At 66.9% G+C, this 18,754-nt stretch carries 17 protein-coding genes; 6 read left to right on the top strand and 11 right to left on the bottom strand.

Going from position 1 to position 18,754, the window contains the following annotated elements:
• Positions 1 to 88: 88 nt before the first annotated feature.
• Positions 89 to 1,567: a glycerol kinase GlpK gene (glpK, locus tag CVM52_RS09655; RefSeq protein ID WP_100162302.1), complete on the top strand. Its 1,479-nt coding sequence runs from the start codon at positions 89 to 91 to the stop codon at positions 1,565 to 1,567.
• A 19-nt stretch (positions 1,568 to 1,586) separates the two neighbouring features.
• Here the strand turns inward: glpK and idi are convergent, their stop codons facing one another.
• The 5 genes from idi to arfB all read right to left on the bottom strand — a co-directional run bounded on the left by idi (position 1,587) and on the right by arfB (position 5,106).
• The gene (gene idi / locus CVM52_RS09650) at positions 1,587 to 2,129 is read right to left on the bottom strand and encodes an isopentenyl-diphosphate Delta-isomerase (protein WP_100162301.1); all 543 of its coding nucleotides are present in this window, start codon (positions 2,127 to 2,129) and stop codon (positions 1,587 to 1,589) included.
• Positions 2,130 to 2,251: 122 nt separating this feature from the next.
• A complete protein-coding gene (locus CVM52_RS09645) occupies positions 2,252 to 2,689 on the bottom strand; it encodes a c-type cytochrome (RefSeq protein WP_240620923.1) in 438 nt (145 codons plus the stop codon).
• A 61-nt stretch (positions 2,690 to 2,750) separates the two neighbouring features.
• Complete coding sequence (locus CVM52_RS09640) at positions 2,751 to 3,776, bottom strand: P1 family peptidase (protein WP_100162299.1); 1,026 nt, start codon at positions 3,774 to 3,776, stop codon at positions 2,751 to 2,753.
• Positions 3,777 to 3,911: 135 nt separating this feature from the next.
• On the bottom strand, positions 3,912 to 4,658 hold the full coding sequence (locus CVM52_RS09635; protein ID WP_100162298.1) for an SDR family oxidoreductase: 747 nt from the start codon (positions 4,656 to 4,658) through the stop codon (positions 3,912 to 3,914).
• 28 nt (positions 4,659 to 4,686) lie between these two features.
• Positions 4,687 to 5,106: an alternative ribosome rescue aminoacyl-tRNA hydrolase ArfB gene (gene arfB / locus CVM52_RS09630; RefSeq protein WP_100162297.1), complete on the bottom strand. Its 420-nt coding sequence runs from the start codon at positions 5,104 to 5,106 to the stop codon at positions 4,687 to 4,689.
• Positions 5,107 to 5,560: 454 nt separating this feature from the next.
• Here arfB and CVM52_RS09625 point away from each other — a divergent pair, with 454 nt between their 5' ends.
• Positions 5,561 to 6,805: a calcium-binding protein gene (locus tag CVM52_RS09625; protein ID WP_100162296.1), complete on the top strand. Its 1,245-nt coding sequence runs from the start codon at positions 5,561 to 5,563 to the stop codon at positions 6,803 to 6,805.
• A gap of 46 nt (positions 6,806 to 6,851) precedes the next feature.
• Here CVM52_RS09625 and CVM52_RS09620 read toward each other — a convergent pair whose 3' ends face one another.
• The 3 genes from CVM52_RS09620 to CVM52_RS09610 all read right to left on the bottom strand — a co-directional run bounded on the left by CVM52_RS09620 (position 6,852) and on the right by CVM52_RS09610 (position 9,821).
• A complete protein-coding gene (locus tag CVM52_RS09620; protein WP_100162295.1) occupies positions 6,852 to 7,475 on the bottom strand; it encodes a queuosine precursor transporter in 624 nt (207 codons plus the stop codon).
• A gap of 118 nt (positions 7,476 to 7,593) precedes the next feature.
• Complete coding sequence (gene mepA, locus CVM52_RS09615) at positions 7,594 to 8,457, bottom strand: penicillin-insensitive murein endopeptidase (RefSeq protein WP_100162294.1); 864 nt, start codon at positions 8,455 to 8,457, stop codon at positions 7,594 to 7,596.
• Positions 8,454 to 9,821 (bottom strand): MFS transporter, encoded by a 1,368-nt coding sequence (locus CVM52_RS09610; RefSeq protein WP_100162293.1) that lies wholly within the window; start codon positions 9,819 to 9,821, stop codon positions 8,454 to 8,456. The genes mepA and CVM52_RS09610 overlap by 4 nt, the downstream gene beginning before the upstream one ends.
• 145 nt (positions 9,822 to 9,966) lie before the next feature.
• On the opposite strand from CVM52_RS09610, the gene CVM52_RS09605 reads away from it, so the two are divergent.
• Positions 9,967 to 10,254, top strand: a complete 288-nt coding sequence (locus CVM52_RS09605; protein ID WP_100162292.1) for a YggT family protein — start codon at positions 9,967 to 9,969, stop codon at positions 10,252 to 10,254.
• A gap of 91 nt (positions 10,255 to 10,345) precedes the next feature.
• On the top strand, positions 10,346 to 12,385 hold the full coding sequence (recQ, locus tag CVM52_RS09600) for a DNA helicase RecQ (RefSeq protein WP_100162291.1): 2,040 nt from the start codon (positions 10,346 to 10,348) through the stop codon (positions 12,383 to 12,385).
• 36 nt (positions 12,386 to 12,421) lie between these two features.
• On the opposite strand, the gene polA is transcribed toward recQ, so the two are convergent.
• Positions 12,422 to 15,226, bottom strand: a complete 2,805-nt coding sequence (polA, locus tag CVM52_RS09595) for a DNA polymerase I (RefSeq protein WP_100162290.1) — start codon at positions 15,224 to 15,226, stop codon at positions 12,422 to 12,424.
• Positions 15,227 to 15,452: 226 nt separating this feature from the next.
• On the opposite strand from polA, the gene CVM52_RS09590 reads away from it, so the two are divergent.
• Entirely contained in the window at positions 15,453 to 16,412 is a 960-nt protein-coding gene (locus CVM52_RS09590; protein WP_100162289.1) for an adenylate/guanylate cyclase domain-containing protein, read from the top strand.
• Positions 16,413 to 16,509: 97 nt separating this feature from the next.
• Here CVM52_RS09590 and CVM52_RS09585 read toward each other — a convergent pair whose 3' ends face one another.
• Positions 16,510 to 16,689, bottom strand: a complete 180-nt coding sequence (locus CVM52_RS09585; protein WP_100162318.1) for a zinc-finger domain-containing protein — start codon at positions 16,687 to 16,689, stop codon at positions 16,510 to 16,512.
• Positions 16,690 to 16,798: 109 nt separating this feature from the next.
• Positions 16,799 to 17,260, bottom strand: a complete 462-nt coding sequence (locus CVM52_RS09580) for a DUF1203 domain-containing protein (RefSeq protein ID WP_100162317.1) — start codon at positions 17,258 to 17,260, stop codon at positions 16,799 to 16,801.
• A 166-nt stretch (positions 17,261 to 17,426) separates the two neighbouring features.
• Here CVM52_RS09580 and gpmI point away from each other — a divergent pair.
• The coding region (gene gpmI / locus CVM52_RS09575; RefSeq protein WP_100162288.1) for a 2,3-bisphosphoglycerate-independent phosphoglycerate mutase at positions 17,427 to 18,754 on the top strand (1,328 nt) is incomplete at its 3' end.

The following is an 18,754-nucleotide window of genomic DNA, read 5'->3' as shown; positions in this document are numbered from 1 at the left end:
TGCGCCCGCCCACGCAAGTCGGGGGCTGGCCGTCACCGGCACGCTAGGTCTAAGCTGGAGCGCGCAAGTCACCGGGGAGGAGCCGCGCATGACCCATATTCTGGCCATCGACCAGGGAACCACCTCGACTCGGGCCATTCTGTTCGATGCCAGGATGCGCCCCGCCGGCATCGCACAGCGCGAGTTCACCCAGCATTTCCCGCAGGCCGGCTGGGTCGAACACGATGCCGAGGAAATCTGGCAGACCACGCTGACGGTCTGCCGCGAGGTGCTGGCCTCTGCCGGGCTGAGCGCCGGGGACATCGCCGGGATCGGCATCACCAATCAGCGCGAAACCACGGTGATCTGGGACCGCGAGTCGGGCCAGCCGCTGCACCGGGCCATCGTCTGGCAGGACCGGCGCACCGCCTCGCTCTGCGCCGATCTCAAGGCGGCCGGGCACGAAGCCGGCATCACCGCGCAAACCGGCCTGCTGCTGGACCCTTATTTTTCCGGAACCAAGGTAAAATGGCTGCTCGACCAGGTCGAGGGCGCACGCGCACGCGCCGCGAAGGGCCAGCTGCTGTTCGGCACCATCGACAGTTTCCTGATCTGGCGGCTGACCGGCGGCCAGATCCATGCCACCGATGCCACCAACGCCGCGCGCACCCTGCTGTTCGACATTCACAAGGGCACCTGGAGTCGCGAGATCTGCGACCTGCTGGACATCCCCATGGCCATGCTGCCCGAGGTGCGGGACTGCGCCGCGCCCTTTGGCGAAACCACCCTGTTCGGCGGTGCCATCCCGATCCTTGGCGTCGCGGGCGACCAGCAGGCGGCGACGCTGGGCCAGGCCTGCTTTGCCCCCGGGATGATGAAAGCGACCTATGGCACCGGTTGTTTCGCGCTGCTGAACACCGGCGATCAGCCGGTGACATCGCAGAACCGGCTGCTGACCACCATCGCCTACCAGCTGGACGGGCGGCCGACCTATGCGCTGGAAGGCTCGATCTTCATCGCCGGGGCGGTGGTGCAATGGCTGCGCGACGCCATGGGCCTCATCGACAGCGCCGCGCGCTCGGGCGAACTGGCCGAACAGGCCGATCCGGCGCAGGACGTGCTGATCGTGCCCGCCTTCACCGGCCTCGGAGCGCCTTATTGGGAGCCCGACTGCCGCGGCGCGATCTTCGGGCTGACCCGCGCCACCGGCCCGGCGGAATTCTCCAGGGCGGCGCTGGAAAGCGTTGCCTTCCAGACCCGCGACCTGTGGCAGGCGATGCGCGCGGACTGGAGCGCCGAGGCCGATACCGTGCTGCGCGTCGATGGCGGGATGAGCGCCAGTGACTGGACGATGCAGAGCCTGTCCGACCTGCTGGGCGCGCCAGTGGACCGGCCGGTGATGCAGGAAACCACCGCGCTGGGCGCCGCCTGGCTGGCCGGGATGCAGGCCGGGGTCTATCCCGGCGCGGCGGAATTTGCCGCAACCTGGGCACTGGACCGCCGGTTCGACCCGGGATCCGATGACGCAACCCGCGACCGCCGCTATGCCCGCTGGAAACGGGCGGTGGCGGCGGCAATCGGGGTGTAACGGCGCAGCGGCGGCGCGATCAGCGCTGGCTGGCCATGATCAGGTCGGGGCCGAAGATCTGGTCGGCATGGCCGTCCAGGTAGATCTTCAGCCAGGGGGTGAACCGTTCGGGGTGGCGGGCGACTTCGGCCAGCAGGTCGTGATAGCCGGTCCAGCGGATCTCCATCACCTCGTCCGGGTTGGGCGTGACCTGCAGGTCGCGCCGCGCATGGGCCAGGAACACGTCGACCACTTCGTGTTCGATCATGCCGCCGCCGACATCGGCACGGTATTCCAGCTGGTGGCGGTATTCGGGATACAGCCCGGTGATCCCCAGTTCCTGGTTCAGCCGCCGCACGGCGCAGTCGCTGGGCTCTTCGCCCCAGCCGGGATGGGTGCAGCAGGTATTCGCCCACAGGCCCGGCGTGTGGTACTTGCCCAGGGCGCGGCGCTGCAGCAGGATCTCGGCGCCGCGAAACACGAAAACCGACACCGCCCGGTGCCTCCGGCCGTCACGATGGGCTGCAAGTTTTTCGGTCGGGACCAGGGTGCCATTGTCCCAGGCCTGGATCAGTTCGCTCATGTCACACACCCCTGCGCGGGGAACAGGTTACCACGGTTGCGGGATTGCACCTCGTGTACCCGACCGGCGCGACCGGCAACAGGATGCAAAAGGCCGCAGCCCGCCTGCCGCCGGGTTTCGCCTCATTCGCCGGCGGCGTCCGGGCCAACGCTGACCAGATAGGCCCAGATATCCTCGGCCCCGGATTTCAGCCGGAAGGTCATGTAGGATTTGGCCCCGTCATCGCCCAGATAATCGCCGAGATAGCCGCGCGGATCCTGGGTATAGCGGCGGAATTCCGCCTCGGACCAGACCAGCCCGGCCTCACCCGCCCGGACCATGTCGGGGCTGTAGTTAAAATCGGCAAGGCTGCCGGCCTGGCGCCCGGCCACGCCCCACAGGTTCGGCCCGTTGCGGCCGCCGCGGAAAATCACCTCGCCATCGCCACCGACAATCGAATGGCAGGCGCGGCATTTGCGGAACTCGGCCTCGCCCTTGGCGGCGTCACCGCCGGACTCGGCGGCCGGCGCCGGGCCTGCCGCCAGAAGCGCGGTGCACATCAGTGCCAAAATACGCGTCATCTTACCCTCATCAAACAGCTTGCGCGGTCGGGGCCATTACCTGGCGGCGCCGCGGCCCAAGTCAACTGCCACGATTTGCCGCGCCATCGGCCCAGCAGGGCAACAGGTCACCCGGGGCCGGGCTGGCCAGGTAGACCGCCCGCGCAATCGCCCGCGCCAGGCAGAGCGACGCGGCATGACCGATGCGAAACAGGCTCTGTTCAGGCAATTCCGGCTTGTGCGCCGCGGTGGACAACGCAAAAACCAGGTCGCCATCGCCGGGCGTATGCGCCGGCAACGTGGCGCGGGCGATGCCGTCATGCGCGGCGGTGGCCAGCCGGTGGCATTCCGCCTTGCTCAGTGCCGCATCGGTGGCGACGATGGCAATGGTGGTGTTGGCGCGCGTCTCGCCCGCCGCCTGCAACAGCGCCGCCTTGCGGCTCTCCAGCGCACGGCCCAGCCCGGCCTGCGGATCCGGCCCCAGCCCGCCGAATTCCGCACCGATCTCATAAGGCGCGGCCCAGAAATGCCGATCGCCCGGGGTGGTGACGCTGCCCACCGGGTTGGCGGCCACCAGGGCGCCCACGGTGATGCCCTCTTCCAGCACCAGCGAGGCCGAGCCGAGCCCGCCTTTCAGCATCGCGCTGAGTGCGCCGGTGCCGGCCCCGGCGGTGCCCAGCGCAAAGTCGGGGCCCGCCGCCTCCAGCGCCGCCCGGCCCAGCGCGCGATAGGGATTGTCCTGCCAGTCCTTGTCGCCGCCATTCAGCAGGTCGAAAATGATCGCGCCGGGCACCAGCGGAATCACCGCCGGGCCGATGCGATAGCCGCGCCCCTGCGCGCGCAGCCCGTCGGTGACGCCGGAACAGGCATCAAGCCCATAGGCCGAGCCGCCCGACAGCACCAGCGCATCCACCGCCGCCACCGTCTTGTCCGGTGCCAGCAGGTCGGTTTCACGGCTGCCGGGCGCGCCGCCCATGACATGGACCGAGGCGGTAAACGGGGTCTCGGCGGTCAGCACGGTAACCCCGGATTTGAGCACGCCATCCTGGGCGTTGCCGACCGAAAGGCCGGAAATATCGGTGATCAGGTTCCTTGGGCCGGGGATCATGCGCGGGCGCTCTCCGTTGCTAAATTGCGCGCCTGCGGCGCATTCCTTCTGGCACTGCGTGCGGTTGCGCGCGCCGCCTTCACCTGCGGAGCATTGAGCGCAAGCGGCAAAGCCGGGGCCGCCGCGGCCACCGGATCAGATGCAGCGGCCGCCATCAACTTCCAGCGCGGTGCCGGTGATCATGCCGGCCTCGTCCGAACAAAGGAAGCAGGCGGTATTGCCCATGTCCTGCGGCGTCGAGAACCGGCCGATGGGGATAGTGGCGAGGAACTTGGCGCGCGTCTCGGGCGTGTCCTCGCCCATGAAGGATTTCAGCAGCGGCGTTTCGCCGGCCACCGGGCAGATCGCGTTGACGCGCACGCCCTCGGGCGCCAGTTCGACCGCCATCGCCTTGGTGGCGGTGATCATCCAGCCCTTGGAGGCGTTGTACCAGCTCAGCCGCGGTCGCGGCGACAGCCCGGCGGTGGAGGCGACATTGAGGATGGCGCCACGGCCGCGCGCCTTCATCCCCGGCACCAGTGCCTGCGCGGTCAGGTAGACCGATTTCATGTTCACCGCATAGACCCGGTCGAATTCCTCTTCGGTGACCGTGTCCATCGGCTTGGGCAGGTGGGTGATCCCGGCATTGTTGACCAGGATGTCGAGATCGCCAAAGGCGGCCAGCGCCGCTTCGGCCATGGCCGCAACCGAGGTGGCGGACGAGACATCGACCTGCTGCGCCCGCGCCGCCGCGCCCAGTTCGCCCGCCAGCGCCTCGGCGCCCTCAAGGTTGAGATCGGCGATCATCACCTGCGCGCCTTCCTCGACGAACTTGCGCACGATGCCGGCGCCAAAGCCCGAGGCGCCGCCGGTGACGATGGCGGTTTTTCCGTTCAGTCGCATGGCTGTCCTTCCCGACTATCTGCGGGGCTCAGCTGTCTTTCACCGGCCCCCTGAGCGCCTTTATGTCACCCCGGCGGGTCTTTTCGTCAAGCCTGCGGCGGATCGAGGCGCGGGTCGGCTTGGTCGGGATGCGGCGGCGCGGCTTGACCAGCGCGGCGCGGATCAGCTCGACCAGGCGGTCGCGGGCGATTTCGCGGTTGCGGGCCTGGCTGCGGGTTTCGTCGCAGCGGATCACGATGGCGCCCTCCTGGGTCCAGCGCCGCCCGGCCAGCCGTTTCAGCCGGGTTTTCACCGGGCCCGGCAGATGCGGCGAGCGTGCCGCCTCAAAGCGCAGCTCGACCGCGGTCGAGACCTTGTTCACATTCTGCCCGCCCGGCCCCGAGGCGCGGATGAACTGTTCCGTCAGTTCCCAGTCGGCCAGCGCGATCTGATCGGTGATGCGTAACATGGCGAAAGTGTAACCCATTGACGAGCCGTCAAAAAGGGCCGCCCCGAAACGGAGCGGCCCTTATCGAAAGTTTCCTGGAGGTGGGGTCGGTTAGACCTGGTCCAGATCAGGTACAGGCGGCCGAACCGCCCAGGGCTGCCTCAGCAGGTGGCCTCCTGTCTTGTCCCGACACCTTTCTCCAATACCTTTCTCGACACTGGATCACCTCCTTTCTTTGGGTTGCTGTTGAGATCAGTTTGACGATGCCGGCCAGTCAGTCAAATGAAATTTCCCGCCCCAGCATCACATCGCCGCCGGGCTGTGCCGAAATTGCCTAAGATTGAGGCAGCGGGGAGTCCGGGCCGCAGCCCGCATCCGATGCCGGAATGATTGACCGGTACCGGGCGGCGTGAGAGGCTGCACGCACGGCGCAGCGAATATTTTACGCCGATTCAATATTTTAAGGGGGGCCAAGATGGTCAGCACACTTACCTTGACGCTTCAGGAAGAAGCGATCATGCGCTTAACTTACTCCACCGCTTGGGAAAGCATCCTGGCGCAGGCGCTGCGGGGCGCGACAACCCAATCGACTTCGGGCAGCAGCACCAAGTTCACCGATGCCTTTTCGGGAATGGAAGTGACGGTGACCAGTGCCGGCGGCTTTGCCACCGGCTTTACCATCACCGGGCCGGATGCGGGGGCGACCAAAACGCTGATCGAGGCCGATTTCGAAGCCGGCGCGGTCACCCAAAAGGCGGTTGTCGATGCCTTTTCCAGCTATCTCAAAACCAGCGGCGCCAGCGCCAAGCTGGACAAACTGCTGGACGATCTGCGCTATGACATCACCATCGAGGGCAGCACCACCAAGACGGTTCCGGTCTACGCGACCTCGCTGGGGGGCAGCCGGCACGACGATATCTTCCGCCTCAACGATTCTGCCAACACGGTCTATGCCTCGATGGGGAATGACAGCTATTTCGGCGGCAACACTTATGACTCGGTGTCCTATGCGGCCCTCTCGGGGGGGCTGAAGATGACCAAGTCCGGCGCCGTCCGGATGATCGAGAAGCCGAATGGCGATGTCGACACGCTGCGCAATATCGAGGTGTTGCTGGGCACCGAGGGCAATGACAATTTCCGCGTCGGCCTGGGCGGGGTGGTGGCGCAGATCCACGGCGGCGGCGGCAATGACAAGATCGGCGGTGGCGGCAAGGGCGATCACCTCGATGGCGGCGCCGACAATGACCTGCTGTTGGGCCGGGGCGGCAACGACCTGCTGATCGGCGGCACCGGCGATGACAAGCTGAACGGCGGCGGTGGCGACGATATCCTGGTCGGCAGCGCCGGTTTCGGCGCCTTCACCCCCGAACGCGACGACATGAAAGGCGGCAAGGGCAAGGATCTGTTCGTGCTGGAGGCGTTGTCCTTCACCGGCCTCGGCGGCGAAAACTTCGTGCGCATCCGCGATTTCAAGGATGGCGAGGATTTCCTCGGGCTGATCGGATTCGATTTTGTCCTTGGCGGAACGAACAGCGACAACCTGGTGTTTTCCGATCTCAGCATTCGCGACACCGCCAATGGCGCGATGATCTCGCATGACGGCAACGACCTGGCGCTGCTGAACAAGGTCGCCGCCTCGGACCTGACGCGCGAGGATTTTGTCGAGCTGGTCAATCCTTTCGACTATACCGGCTATTACGACGATTTCCTGTTTCTCTAAGGGTCGTTGCGGCCGGCACCGCGCCCCGGCTTTGGGGCGCGGCCTGTCAGGCCAGGCTGGGCTGCAACCGCCGCACGATCAGCCGGAAGGGGATCAGCGCCAGCAGCGCCAGCGACAGTTTCACCGCCCAGTCCGCCACCGCCAGCGACACCCAGAGCGGCGCCACCGGTCCGGCGCCCAGCAGCGGCAGCGCCTCGTTGGCCCAGCTGACATCGTTGCCGGGCTCCAGCGCGCTCAGCCAGGTGGAAAACGCGATGGTGAAAAACAGCGCGGTATCCACCGACGAGCCCACCAGCGTCGACACCAGCGGCGCGCGCCACCAGCGGCCGCCGCGCAGGGCCGAAAACACCGAGATGTCCAGCAGTTGCGCCACCAGGAAGGCCAGGCCCGAGCCCAGCGCGATGCGCAACGTCACCAGCGGCCCGAATTCGCCCATGATCTGGGTGCCGATCAGCGAACAGATCACCCCGGTCAGGAAACCGGCGAACACCACGCGCCGCGCCGGGCCGGCACCATAGACGCGGTTCATCACGTCGGTCACCAGGAAGGCCAGCGGATAGGTAAAGGCGCCCCAGGTCAGCCATTGGCCGAACAGGAACTGGACGAGAATGTTGGAGGCCACGACAATGGCGGCCATGGCAAGAATGCCGGGAATATGGGTGCGGTTCATCTGATCATGCCCGTTTTGACAAGGTTGCGGCGACTTGGCCCCGGCACGGCGCCAGAGCAGCGCGGCTCGTAGCCGGTTCGCATCATCTTGGCAAGGGGCAGCGTGGCAGGGGCTGCGATCAGTCCTGCAGCACCGCCGCGCATTGGTCCGGCAGATCGGCCAGCACGTATTCGCGGCGCGGTGCCGGCTTGGGCGCGTTGGGATCGGGCGGCGGCGGGTTCAGGATGTTGTTGACCCAGGCCTGTGCCTCGTCACAGCCATCGCCGGGCGGCGGCGGCGTCTGGTCGACACAAGCGCGCATGCCGCGCGGACAGCTCAGGCGGACGTGAAAGTGATAGTGATGCCCCCACCACGGCCGGATCTTGCGCAGCCAGCGGCGGTTGCCGGTCTCATCCTTGCACATCTGCACCTTGGCACCGGGAAACACGAAGATCCGCGCCACGCGCCTGTCACTGGCCGCCGCCTTCAGCAGCTCGTGATGCTGGCGCGTCCAGTTGTCATTGACATAGGCGCCATTGGCGCGGCGCAGTGAAATCGACGAGATATTCTCGCGCTGCTGGCGCGACAGGTCCATGCGGGTGCCCGGCAGCATCCAGATATCGGCATCCAGCCCCAACTGGTGGCTGCGGTGGCCCGACAGCATCGGTCCGCCGCGCGGCTGGCTGATATCGCCCACGTAGAGCCCGTTCCAGCCCGGCAGACGGGCGGCAAAGCGGCTGAGATCGGTGATGAAATCGATGGTGTCGGGCAGCCCCCAGTTGCGGTTGCGGCTCAGCCGCATCGCCTGCCAGGTCGGCCCGGTTTCCGGCAGTTGCACCGCCCCCGCGGCGCAGCCCTTGGCATAGCTGCCAATCGCCGCCGGTCGATGCTCCGAGGCGGAGTCCTTGGCGCCGAACAGCTGCTTGGCCAGGGTCTGCGCGCCCGCAGGGGCGGCCAATGTCACAACCAGCATCAGGCAGGCAAACAGGCGCGCAAGGGTCATCGGGTCCGGTCTCCTTCGGCTTTGACCCAGACTAGCAGAACCAGCCCGATCACGAAAAGCCCGATCACCGGCGACACGCCCAGGCGCGCATTTCCGCTTGCCGCGGTGACCAGCCCGATCAGCGCCGGCGCGACAAAGGCGGTGGCCCGGCCGGACAGGCCGTACAGCCCGAAGGACTCGGTCGGCGCCTCGGGGTCGGCATGGCGCACCATCAGCGAACGGCTCGCCGATTGCAGCATGCCGCCCATTCCGCCGATCAGCACGCCACAGCCGAAAAACACCAGATCCGGCAGGTTAGAGCCGGGTTCCAGCGCGATGCCAAAGATCGCCTCGCGCGACATCGACACGATCACCACGCAGACCAGGATCAGCACCCAGATCGAGCCGGTGATCACCGGTTTCGGCCCAAACCGGGTGTCCAGCCGGCCGCCAACCCATGAAAACAGTGCCGACGAGATCAACGCGACGATGCCGAAGATGCCGATGGCGGTCAGTTCCCAGTTCAGCACCAGCCGCGCGTAAACGCCGCCAAAGCCATACAGCCCGTTCAGCGCGTCGCGGTAAAACATCGACGAGCCGAGATAGGCGGCCAGGCTGATCCTTTGTCGCAGCGCGGTGATCGAGTCGATCACCAGCCGCAGCGCCGCGGTAAAACTGGCGCGCCGGCCGCTGCGGGGCGGGTCGCGGAACCACAGGAAATAGGGGATCATGAACACCGCGAACCAGATCGCGGTGAACGGCCCGACCGACCGGGTGCCTTCCGAGGCCGCCGGGTCCAGGCCCAGCACCGGGTCCAGCCCGGCCAGCGTCTTGCCATTGCCCTGTTCGACAAACAGCGCCAGCATCAGCGCCAGCGACACCAGCCCGCCGAGATAGCCAAAGGCAAAGCCCGAGCCCGAGATCTTGCCGATCTCCTGCTGGCTGCCCAAGTCGGGCAATTGCGCGTTGATGAAGATCAGCGCGTATTCCGCGCCGACAAAGCCGATGCCGAACAGGATCAGCATCGCCCACATGGTCGAGGCGTCCGGCAGGGTCCACCACAGCCCGAAGGCGCCCACCACATACATCAGCGAAAACGCCATGATCCAGGGCATCCGCCGTCCGGTGATATCGGCCAGCGCCCCGATCAGCGGCGCGCCAAAGCCGATGATCAGCCCGGTCACCGCCAGGCACAGCGACCAGACGCTTTGCGCCCGCGCATCCGCCGCCTGTTCGTCTAGGCCGGTGGTGAGGAAATATTCGGCGGCGACCCCGGCGAAATAGGGGCCGAATATGAAGGTCACCAGCAGTGTGTGGTAGGGCTGGCTGGCCCAGTCGAAAAACCACCAGCCCCAGATGCGCTTGCGCCGCGAAATCCCTGCCATGCCCGCCTCTTGCCCGTTTTCGTGCCCAGATAGAACAGGGCCGGCGGATTCAATCAAGCTTTAGGTCGCGGTTTAAGTCGCGGCGGGGCTTGCTCTTTGCGGCATCGATCCTTAGGTGAAAAGCGTTTGCACAGGGGGCCGGCCGATGGTGTCACTTTTCCAGATTCTGATGCTGATCCTGAACATCGTCTGGTTCATCATCATCGCGCATGTGATCATGAGCTGGCTGATCAACTTCCAGGTGCTGAACCTGCACCAGCCGCTGGTGCGCCAGATCTGGGAGGGTCTGCAACGGTTGCTGGAGCCGATCTATGCGCCGGTGCGCCGGCTGCTGCCGGAAATGGGGGGCATCGACCTGGCGCCGCTGGTGGTGCTGATCGCGGTCGCGGCCCTGCGGATCATCCTCATGAACAATATCGGCGCGTTCTACTAGATATGTGGTCCTCCGGGCCTTGTTCACCGATTCTTAGTATGTGAAGGTGCGGGCCTAGAGCAGTCAGACCCAGAACGAGGCCACCCTCCCGATGCCCGCCGCCGATGCGCTGTTGCGCGATGTCTTCGGATTCGACGCCTTCCGCCCCGGCCAGGCCGAAATTGTCGAGGCGGTGGCCGCCGGGCGCAACGTGCTGGCGATCATGCCGACCGGCGGCGGCAAATCGCTGTGCTTCCAGCTGCCCGCGATGCTGCGCGACGGCGTCACCGTGGTGATCTCGCCGCTGATCGCGCTGATGCGCGACCAGGTCCGCGCCCTGCAAGAGGCCGGGGTCGAGGCCGGCGCGCTGACCTCGGGCAACACCCCGGAAGAAACCGAGGCGGTCTGGGCGGCGCTGGAACAGGGGCGGCTGAAACTGCTCTACCTCGCACCGGAACGGCTGGCCGGCTCGGCCATGGCGATGCTGCGCCGCATCGGCGTCTCGCTGATCGCGGTGGACGAGGCCCATTGCGTCAGCCAATGGGGCCATGATTTCCGCCCCGACTACCTGCGCATCGGCGAATTGCGGCGCGCGCTGAACGTGCCGCTGGCCGCCTTCACCGCCACCGCCGACGCCGAAACCCAGGCCGAGATCGTCGAGAAACTGTTCGACGGCACCGCGCCCGACACCTTTCTGCACGGCTTTGACCGGCCCAATATCCACCTTGCCTTCGCCGCCAAGAACAACCCGCGCCAGCAAATCCTCGCCTTTGCCGCCGCCCGCCGCGGCCAGTCCGGCATCGTCTATTGCGGCACCCGCGCCAAGACCGAGACGCTGGCCAAGGCGCTGCGCGACGAGGGCCACACCGCCTGCCATTATCACGGCGGCATGGAGGCCGAGGACCGGCGCATCGTCGAGACCCGTTTTCAGCGCGAAGACGGGCTGATCGTGGTCGCCACCGTCGCCTTCGGGATGGGCGTGGACAAGCCCGACATCCGCTGGGTTGCCCATGCCGACCTGCCCAAGAGCATCGAGGCCTATTACCAGGAGATCGGCCGCGCCGGGCGCGATGGCGGCCCGGCGGAAACGCTCACGCTGTACGGCCCCGACGACATCCGCCTGCGCCGGTCGCAGATCGACGAGGGGCTGGCGCCACCGGAACGCCGCGCCGCCGATCACGGCCGGCTGAATGCCCTGCTGGGCCTGGCCGAAGCGCTGGATTGCCGCCGCAAGACCCTGCTGGCCTATTTCGGCGAAGAGCCGGCGCCCTGCGGCCATTGCGACCTGTGCGACACCCCGCCCGAGCTGTTCGACGGCACCACCGCGGTGCGCAAGGCGCTGTCGGCGATCCTGCGCACAGGCGAATATTTCGGGTCCGGCCACCTGATCGACATCCTGACCGGCACCCAGACCGACAAGATCCGCGCCCGCCGCCATGACGAACTGCCGACCTTTGGCGTCGGCACCGAATATGACCGCCGCCAGTGGCAGGCGGTGTTCCGGCAGATGATGGGCCACGACCTGGTGCGCCCCGATCCGGAACGCCATGGCGCCCTGCGCATGACCGAGGCCGCGCGGCCGATCCTGCGCGGCGAGGCCGAGATCCGGCTGCGCAAGGACGTGCTGGCGAAATCCGCCACCCGCCGCCCTGCGGTCAAGGCGCTGGTGTCGGACGAGGACGCGCCGCTGCTGTCGACGCTCAAGGCCAAGCGCCGCGCCCTGGCCGAGGCGGCCTCGGTTCCCGCCTATATCATCTTTAACGACCGCACCCTGATCGAGATGGCCGAACAGCGGCCCACCACGCTGGACCAGATGGCGCGCATCGGCGGGGTCGGCGCGAAAAAGCTGGAACGCTACGGCGCCGAGTTCCTGGCGGTGATCACCGGCGCGGCGGAAGAGCTGCATCCGGCCCGGCGCCGCCTGGCCGGGCGCAGCGAAGGCGCGCTTTACGACCGGCTGCTGGAGGCGCAGGCGGCGCTGTCACGCGGCAGCGACGGCATCGACAAACCGCTCAGCTGTTCCGCCGCGCAGCTGGCCAAGGTGGCCCAGCTTGGCACCGCCGATGAAGGCACGCTGGCCCGCCTGCTGGGTGAACGGCGTGCCGAACGGTTCGGCGCCGCCTTTCTGGAAGTGCTGCGCGACGCGGGATAACCGGCACCGGCTCGCCGCCACGGCGCGGGGCGCGCCTTAATGCGCCTCGGCCCAGTTGGCGCCCTGGCCGGCATCGACGATCAGCGGCACCGCCAGTTTCACCGCCGGGTCGGCGGCGCTTTCCATCACCGTCTTGGCCCGCGCGATGGTGTCCTCGGCGGCGTCTTCGGCCACCTCGAACAGCAATTCGTCATGCACCTGCAACAGCATCTTGGCCGGCATCCCGTCGATCGCCTCGGGCATCCGGATCATCGCCCGGCGGATCACGTCGGCGGCGGTGCCCTGGATCGGCGCGTTGATCGCGGCGCGGCGGGCAAAGCCGGCATGCGGCCCCTTGGCGTTGATCTCGGGCGTGTGGATCACCCGGCCGAACAGGGTTTTGACAAACCCGTGTTCCTTGGCGAAGGCGATGGTGTCGTCCATATAGGTCTTGATGCCGGGGAAGCGTTCGAAATAACGGTCGATAAAGCCCTGCGCCTCGGCCCGCGGGATGCGCAGGTTGCGGGCCAGGCCAAAGCCTGAAATGCCGTAGATCACCCCGAAATTGATCGCCTTGGCACGGCGCCGGATCTCGGGCGTCATCTGGTCCAGGGGCACGTCGAACATTTCTGACGCGGTCAGCGCGTGAATGTCCAGCCCGTCGGCAAAAGCCTGTTTCAGCTCGGCGATATCGGCGACATGGGCGAGGATGCGCAGCTCGATCTGGGAATAGTCCAGGCTGACCAGCACATTGCCCGGCGCGGCGACAAAAGCCTCGCGGATGCGGCGGCCCTCTTCGGTGCGCACCGGGATGTTCTGCAGGTTCGGATCGGTCGAGGCCAGCCGCCCGGTATTGGCCCCGGCGATGGAATACGAGGTATGCACCCGGCCGGTTTCGGCGTTGATATGGGTTTGCAGCGCGTCGGTATAGGTCGATTTCAGCTTGGACAATTGCCGCCAGTCCAGCACCCGCGCCGGCAGGTCATGTTCGGTGGCCAGATCCTCCAGCACATCGACCCCGGTGGCATAGGCGCCGGTCTTGCCGCGCTTGCCGCCGGGCAGGCCCATCCGGTCGAACAGGATCTCGCCCAGCTGCTTGGGGCTGCCCACGTTGAACTCTTCGCCGGCCAGCTGGTGAATCTCGTGCTCCAGCCCGGCCATCTTCTGGGCAAAGGCGTTCGACATCCGGCTCAGCGTGTCCCGGTCGACGCGGATGCCGTGCATTTCCATCTGCTTCAGCACCGGCACCAGCGGCCGTTCCAGCGTTTCGTACACGGTGGTGACGCGGGCGCGGTGCAGCTGCGGCTTGAAGATCTGCCACAGCCGCAGGGTGATGTCGGCATCCTCGGCGGCATAGGTCACCGCCTGGTCCAGTGGCACCCGGTCGAAGGTGATCGCCGATTTACCCGAGCCCAGCAACGGCTTGATCGGGATCGGCGTGTGGCCCAGATAGCGCTCGGACAGCGTGTCCATGCCATGCCCGTGTTCACCGCCATGCATGGCATAGGACATCAGCATGGTGTCGTCGATCGGCGCCACCTCCACCCCGTAGCGGGCAAAGATCTTGGCGTCGTATTTCATGTTCTGGCCGATCTTCAGGATGCTGTCATCCTCCAGCACCGGCTTCAGCAGGTCCAGCGCCTGCTGCAGCGGGATCTGCCCCTCCAGCAGCGCGTCCGAGCCGAACAGGTCGTCCGAAGCGCCGTCCTTATGCGCCAGCGGGACATAGCAGGCATGGCCCGGCTCGACGCAGAGCGAGATGCCGACCAGCTCGGCGGTCATCTCGTTCAGCCCGGTGGTTTCGGTATCGACGGCGACATAGCCGCGTTCGCGGATCGCCGCGATCCAGCTCTCCAGCGCGGCGGTGTCGCGGACGCTGTCATAGACCGCCTTGTCGAACTCGGGCATCTCCGGCGCCGCGCTGTCCGCGGCCTCGGGCTGGGCCGTGGCCTCGGGGATGGCGGGCGCCTCGACGCCCAGCGTCTCGGCCACCCGGCGGGTCAGGGTGCGGAATTCCATCTCGGCCAGGAAGGCCATCAGCGTCTCGCTGTCAGGCGTCCGGACCTCCAGGTCGTCCAGGGTGAAATCCAGCGGCGTGTCGCAATCCAGCTGCACCAGCCGTTTGGACAGTTCGATCTGTTCCCGCTTCTCGATCAGGGTCTCGCGGCGCTTGGGCTGCTTGATTTCCCCGGCACGGTCCAGCAGCTCTTCCAGCGAGCCGAATTCGTTGATCAGCAGCGCCGCGGTCTTGATGCCGATCCCCGGCGCGCCCGGCACATTGTCGACCGAGTCGCCGGCCAGCGCCTGTACATCGACCACCCGGTCGGGAAACACGCCGAATTTCTCGAACACGCCATCGCGGTCGATGCGCTTGTTCTTCATCGCGTCCAGCATCTCGACCCCGTCGCCGACCAGCTGCATCAGGTCCTTGTCCGAGCTGATGATCGTCACCCGCCCGCCGGCGTCGCGCGCCTGGCAGGCCAGCGTGGCGATGATGTCATCGGCCTCATAGCCCTCCAGTTCCTTGCAGGCGATGTTGAACGCCTCGGTGGCGCGCCGGGTCAGCGGGATCTGCGGCCGCAGATCCTCGGGCATCTCGTCGCGATTGGCCTTGTAGAGGTCATACATGTCGTTGCGAAACGTATGGCTGCCCTTGTCGAACACCACCGCGACATGGGTGGGCGCGTCGGGGCCCTTGTTGTCCTCGACCATCTTGAAGATCATGTTGCAGAACCCGGCCACCGCGCCGATCGGCAGGCCGTCGGATTTCCGCGTTAGCGGCGGCAGCGCGTGGAAGGCGCGAAAGATGAAGGCCGAGCCGTCGATCAGGTGCAGGTGGCAGCCCTTGCCGAATGTGGTCATACGCGTGATCCCCCGTGCCGCTGGTGCAGCAGTCCTGCCACGATCCGGGGGCGGATGCCAGTGCCCAGAGCCACGGCGCCCCGCGAACCCGCCGCCCTATCGCGAATCCCCCGATCCGTGCCAAACTCGGCCACGTGATACGCGGGGAAGCAGAGTTCCGGAGCGGGCGGTTGCGCAGTCAGGCAGGCAATCTCGGTTCAATCCCGCCCCGGCGGGTGCGGTGCGGATGACCCGGCCGTCTGCGGAAATACTGGCGGTGGCCCGCCGCTGGATCGGCGCCATCCAGCACCGGCGGCAGATCGAGTTGCGCAACCTGCTCTCCGAACACGCGCATCTGCGCTTTGTCGGCACCGGCGACGGCGAACTTTGGGCGGGTCAGGTGGTGCGCGAGGGAATCGCCAATTTTTTCGGCGCGATCCCGGCATTTCTCAAACACGAGGAAACCTTTGCCGAGGCCTTTGAAAACGGCGACACCGGCTGGGCCTGCCTGACGCATGAGTTGGTCTTCGCCAACCAGCCCGAACGAATCTTTTTCGTGCGCACGACGCTGATCTTCGCGCTGGAGGACGGGGTGTGGAAGATCGTGCACCGGCACGGCTCGGTGCCGTTCCCGAATATGGAATTTGTCGGCAGCGCACAAACCGCGATTGCCGATCTGGTCGCCGCCGCGCGCGAGGGGTTTTCGCTGGACCAGCGCGAGGGCTTCGCCTCGATCATGTTCACCGATATCGTCAATTCCTCGCGCCTGGCCTCGGTGATGGGTGACCGGCTGTGGTCGGCCGAGATCTCCCGGCATTTCGCGGCGCTGCGCCAGCACATCGAGGAATCCGGCGGACAGTTCGTGAAATCGCTGGGCGACGGCACCATGTCGAGCTTTGCCGAGCCGGGCCAGGCGCTGGACGCGGCGCGGGCGATCCTACAGAGCACCGCGCGCTCGGACGGTCCGGCCATCGCCCTGCGCATCGGCATCCATACCGGCAGGCTGGTGCAGACCGAGGATGATTTCTTCGGCACCGTCGTCAACAAGGCCGCCCGCATCACCGCGCTGGCCGCGCCGGGCGAAATCCGGGTCTCGGATGCGACGCGTCGGATGGTGGGCGACAGCGGCGACCACCGCTTTTCCGAGCCGGTCCCGGTGCGGCTGGACGGGCTGGAGGGCGAACACCTGGTGCATCGTCTGGTTTAGGCTCTGCAAACCGGGCCGCGCGAAGGGCGGCTGCCGCGCCGGGTCGGAGCGGCGGGCGGTCAATCGCCGGCTGGCCCGCTTGCCGCAGAGTCTCCGCTCAGACCTTGCCCTCAAAATCCCGGTGCACGTATTTGCAGTCGCAATAGGGGCATTCGACCCAGCCGGTTTCATGCGACAGGCTCAGCCAGACGCGCGGATGGCCCAGCGCGCCCTCGCCGCCGTCGCAGGCGATGCGGTAGGTGTCCACGACCTTGGTTTCCGGCGCTTCGATGGTCATTACGGTGCTGTCCTCGTGGCTGCGGTCGCAGCCGTTTATGTGCCAGCGCCGCATCTGCCGCAAGCCCCGCAATGCGTTTCGCGCCGCGCCGCGGAGTCGCAGCGCCGGGCTATGCCCGGTCGATGCGCGCCTGATAGCAGTTGTTGCGCGCCGACCGGACGTGGACATAGGCGATCCGCCCATCGGCCAACAGCGCTGCGGCGCGGGCGGGGAGGGTGGCGGTGGGCACCACCGCGCCGCTGCCATAGACGATCCGGTGCCGCGCCGAATAGCCCTTGATCAGGTAATCGGGGCTGGCCAGCGCCGCGGGCAGCTCGGTGCCGCCGCCGCGCTGGCAGGGTTCGGCACAGAGGAAGATCGGCCCGGTCTCGGCATAGGGCTGCGGCGCCGGAAACGGCCGATGCGCCAGGATCAGCATCGGCGCGCCTTCGGGGATCTGCTGCAGGCAATGGCGGCAGGGATTTCCGGCACCATCGGACACCGCGCGTTCGGGCGTGTTGCCATAGGCATCAGGGCCACCGGATTGCAGGGCGCGCACCTCGTCGGTGGGCAGGGCGGTAAAGCGGATCATCTCGAACCTCCTTTTCTGCCCATCCTGCAGGCAGGCGCGTGGCCGGACGATCCGTTTCCTGCGCAAATCGCGCGACCCCGCCGCCACAGCTCCGGGAAAACCGGTTTCCTCTCGCGGGCCGAGCCGCTAGAACACCCGGCGAGCAGACAAACCGGAGTCTCCCCGCATGACCGCCCCCAAACCCGTGGTGCTGTGCATTCTGGACGGCTGGGGTATCTCGGACGATACCGCAGCCAACGCGCCCCATCTTGCCAAAACCCCGGCCTTCGACGCGATCATGACCGGCCCCAACGCGCGGCTGATCACCCATGGTCCGGATGTCGGCCTGCCCAGCGGGCAAATGGGCAATTCCGAGGTCGGGCACACCAATATCGGCGCCGGCCGGGTGGTGGCGATGGATCTGGGGCAGATCGACCTGGCCATCGAGGACGGCTCGTTTTTCGAAAATGCTGCCCTGCTGCAATTTATCGACCGGCTGAAGGCCAGCGGCGGCACCGCGCACCTGATGGGCGTGGTCTCGGATGGCGGGGTGCACGGGCACCTGACCCATATCCTCGCCGCGGCAAAGGCGGTGGCGGATGCCGGCGTGCCGGTGGCGATCCACGCCATCACCGACGGGCGCGACGTGGCGCCGAAATCGGCCGACGGGTTCATGGCGCAGCTGGCCGAACAACTGCCCGAGGGGGCGCGCATCGCTACCGTGATCGGCCGCTATTTCGCGATGGATCGCGACAACCGCTGGGATCGGGTGCAGCGCGCCTATGAGGCGATGACCAAGGGCGAAGGCGGCCCCGCCGACTGCGCGGCAACGGCGGTCTCTGCCGCCTATGCCCGCGGCGAAACCGACGAATTCATCCAGCCGACGGTGATCGCCGGCTATTCGGGCATCGCACAGGGCGACGGGTTTTTCTGCCTGAACTTCCGCGCCGACCGGGCCCGCGAGGTCCTCGCCGCCCTTGCGCAGCCGGGCTTTGACGGCTTCGACACCGGCCCGCGCCCCGATTTGGCCGCGCTGCTGGGCATGGTGGAATATTCCGAGGCGCATAACGCCTTCATGTCCACGGTCTATCCCAAGGCGGCCATCGTCAACACGCTGGGCGAATGGGTGGCGAAACAGGGCCTGACCCAGTTCCACCTGGCCGAGACCGAGAAATACCCCCATGTGACCTTCTTCCTGAATGGCGGCCAGGAAGAGCCCTGGGCAGGCGAGGACCGGTTCATGCCGAAATCGCCCAAGGTGGCGACCTATGATCTGCAGCCGGAAATGTCGGCTGACGAGGTCACCGACCGGTTTGTCGAGGCCATCGGTAAGGGCTATGACCTGATCGTCACCAATTACGCCAATCCCGACATGGTCGGCCATACCGGCGACCTCAAGGCCGCCATCGCCGCCTGCGAGGCGGTGGACCGGGGCCTGGCCCGCGTCCGGGTCCTCCGCGTCAGACGCGGCGGCCTCGGCCAGCAGGTCGTCCTCTTCGTCCAGGCCGTCGTCGA

The organism is Pseudooceanicola lipolyticus, assembly GCF_002786325.1.
In the GTDB taxonomy this organism is placed as follows: Bacteria; Pseudomonadota; Alphaproteobacteria; order Rhodobacterales; family Rhodobacteraceae; genus Pseudooceanicola_C; species Pseudooceanicola_C lipolyticus.
This window is presented reverse-complemented; position numbering and strand designations above follow the sequence as displayed.

Excerpts from the sequence above, each read along its gene's own strand:
- glpK (WP_100162302.1), top strand. The coding sequence starts at position 89 with ATGACCCATATTCTGGCCATCGACCAGGGAACCACCTCGACTCGGGCC.
- idi (WP_100162301.1), bottom strand. The coding sequence starts at position 2,129 with ATGAGCGAACTGATCCAGGCCTGGGACAATGGCACCCTGGTCCCGACC.
- CVM52_RS09645 (WP_240620923.1), bottom strand. The coding sequence starts at position 2,689 with ATGACGCGTATTTTGGCACTGATGTGCACCGCGCTTCTGGCGGCAGGC.
- CVM52_RS09640 (WP_100162299.1), bottom strand. The coding sequence starts at position 3,776 with ATGATCCCCGGCCCAAGGAACCTGATCACCGATATTTCCGGCCTTTCG.
- CVM52_RS09635 (WP_100162298.1), bottom strand. The coding sequence starts at position 4,658 with ATGCGACTGAACGGAAAAACCGCCATCGTCACCGGCGGCGCCTCGGGC.
- arfB (WP_100162297.1), bottom strand. The coding sequence starts at position 5,106 with ATGTTACGCATCACCGATCAGATCGCGCTGGCCGACTGGGAACTGACG.
- CVM52_RS09625 (WP_100162296.1), top strand. The coding sequence starts at position 5,561 with ATGGTCAGCACACTTACCTTGACGCTTCAGGAAGAAGCGATCATGCGC.
- CVM52_RS09620 (WP_100162295.1), bottom strand. The coding sequence starts at position 7,475 with ATGAACCGCACCCATATTCCCGGCATTCTTGCCATGGCCGCCATTGTC.
- mepA (WP_100162294.1), bottom strand. The coding sequence starts at position 8,457 with ATGACCCTTGCGCGCCTGTTTGCCTGCCTGATGCTGGTTGTGACATTG.
- CVM52_RS09610 (WP_100162293.1), bottom strand. The coding sequence starts at position 9,821 with ATGGCAGGGATTTCGCGGCGCAAGCGCATCTGGGGCTGGTGGTTTTTC.
- CVM52_RS09605 (WP_100162292.1), top strand. The coding sequence starts at position 9,967 with ATGGTGTCACTTTTCCAGATTCTGATGCTGATCCTGAACATCGTCTGG.
- recQ (WP_100162291.1), top strand. The coding sequence starts at position 10,346 with ATGCCCGCCGCCGATGCGCTGTTGCGCGATGTCTTCGGATTCGACGCC.
- polA (WP_100162290.1), bottom strand. The coding sequence starts at position 15,226 with ATGACCACATTCGGCAAGGGCTGCCACCTGCACCTGATCGACGGCTCG.
- CVM52_RS09590 (WP_100162289.1), top strand. The coding sequence starts at position 15,453 with ATGACCCGGCCGTCTGCGGAAATACTGGCGGTGGCCCGCCGCTGGATC.
- CVM52_RS09585 (WP_100162318.1), bottom strand. The coding sequence starts at position 16,689 with ATGACCATCGAAGCGCCGGAAACCAAGGTCGTGGACACCTACCGCATC.
- CVM52_RS09580 (WP_100162317.1), bottom strand. The coding sequence starts at position 17,260 with ATGATCCGCTTTACCGCCCTGCCCACCGACGAGGTGCGCGCCCTGCAA.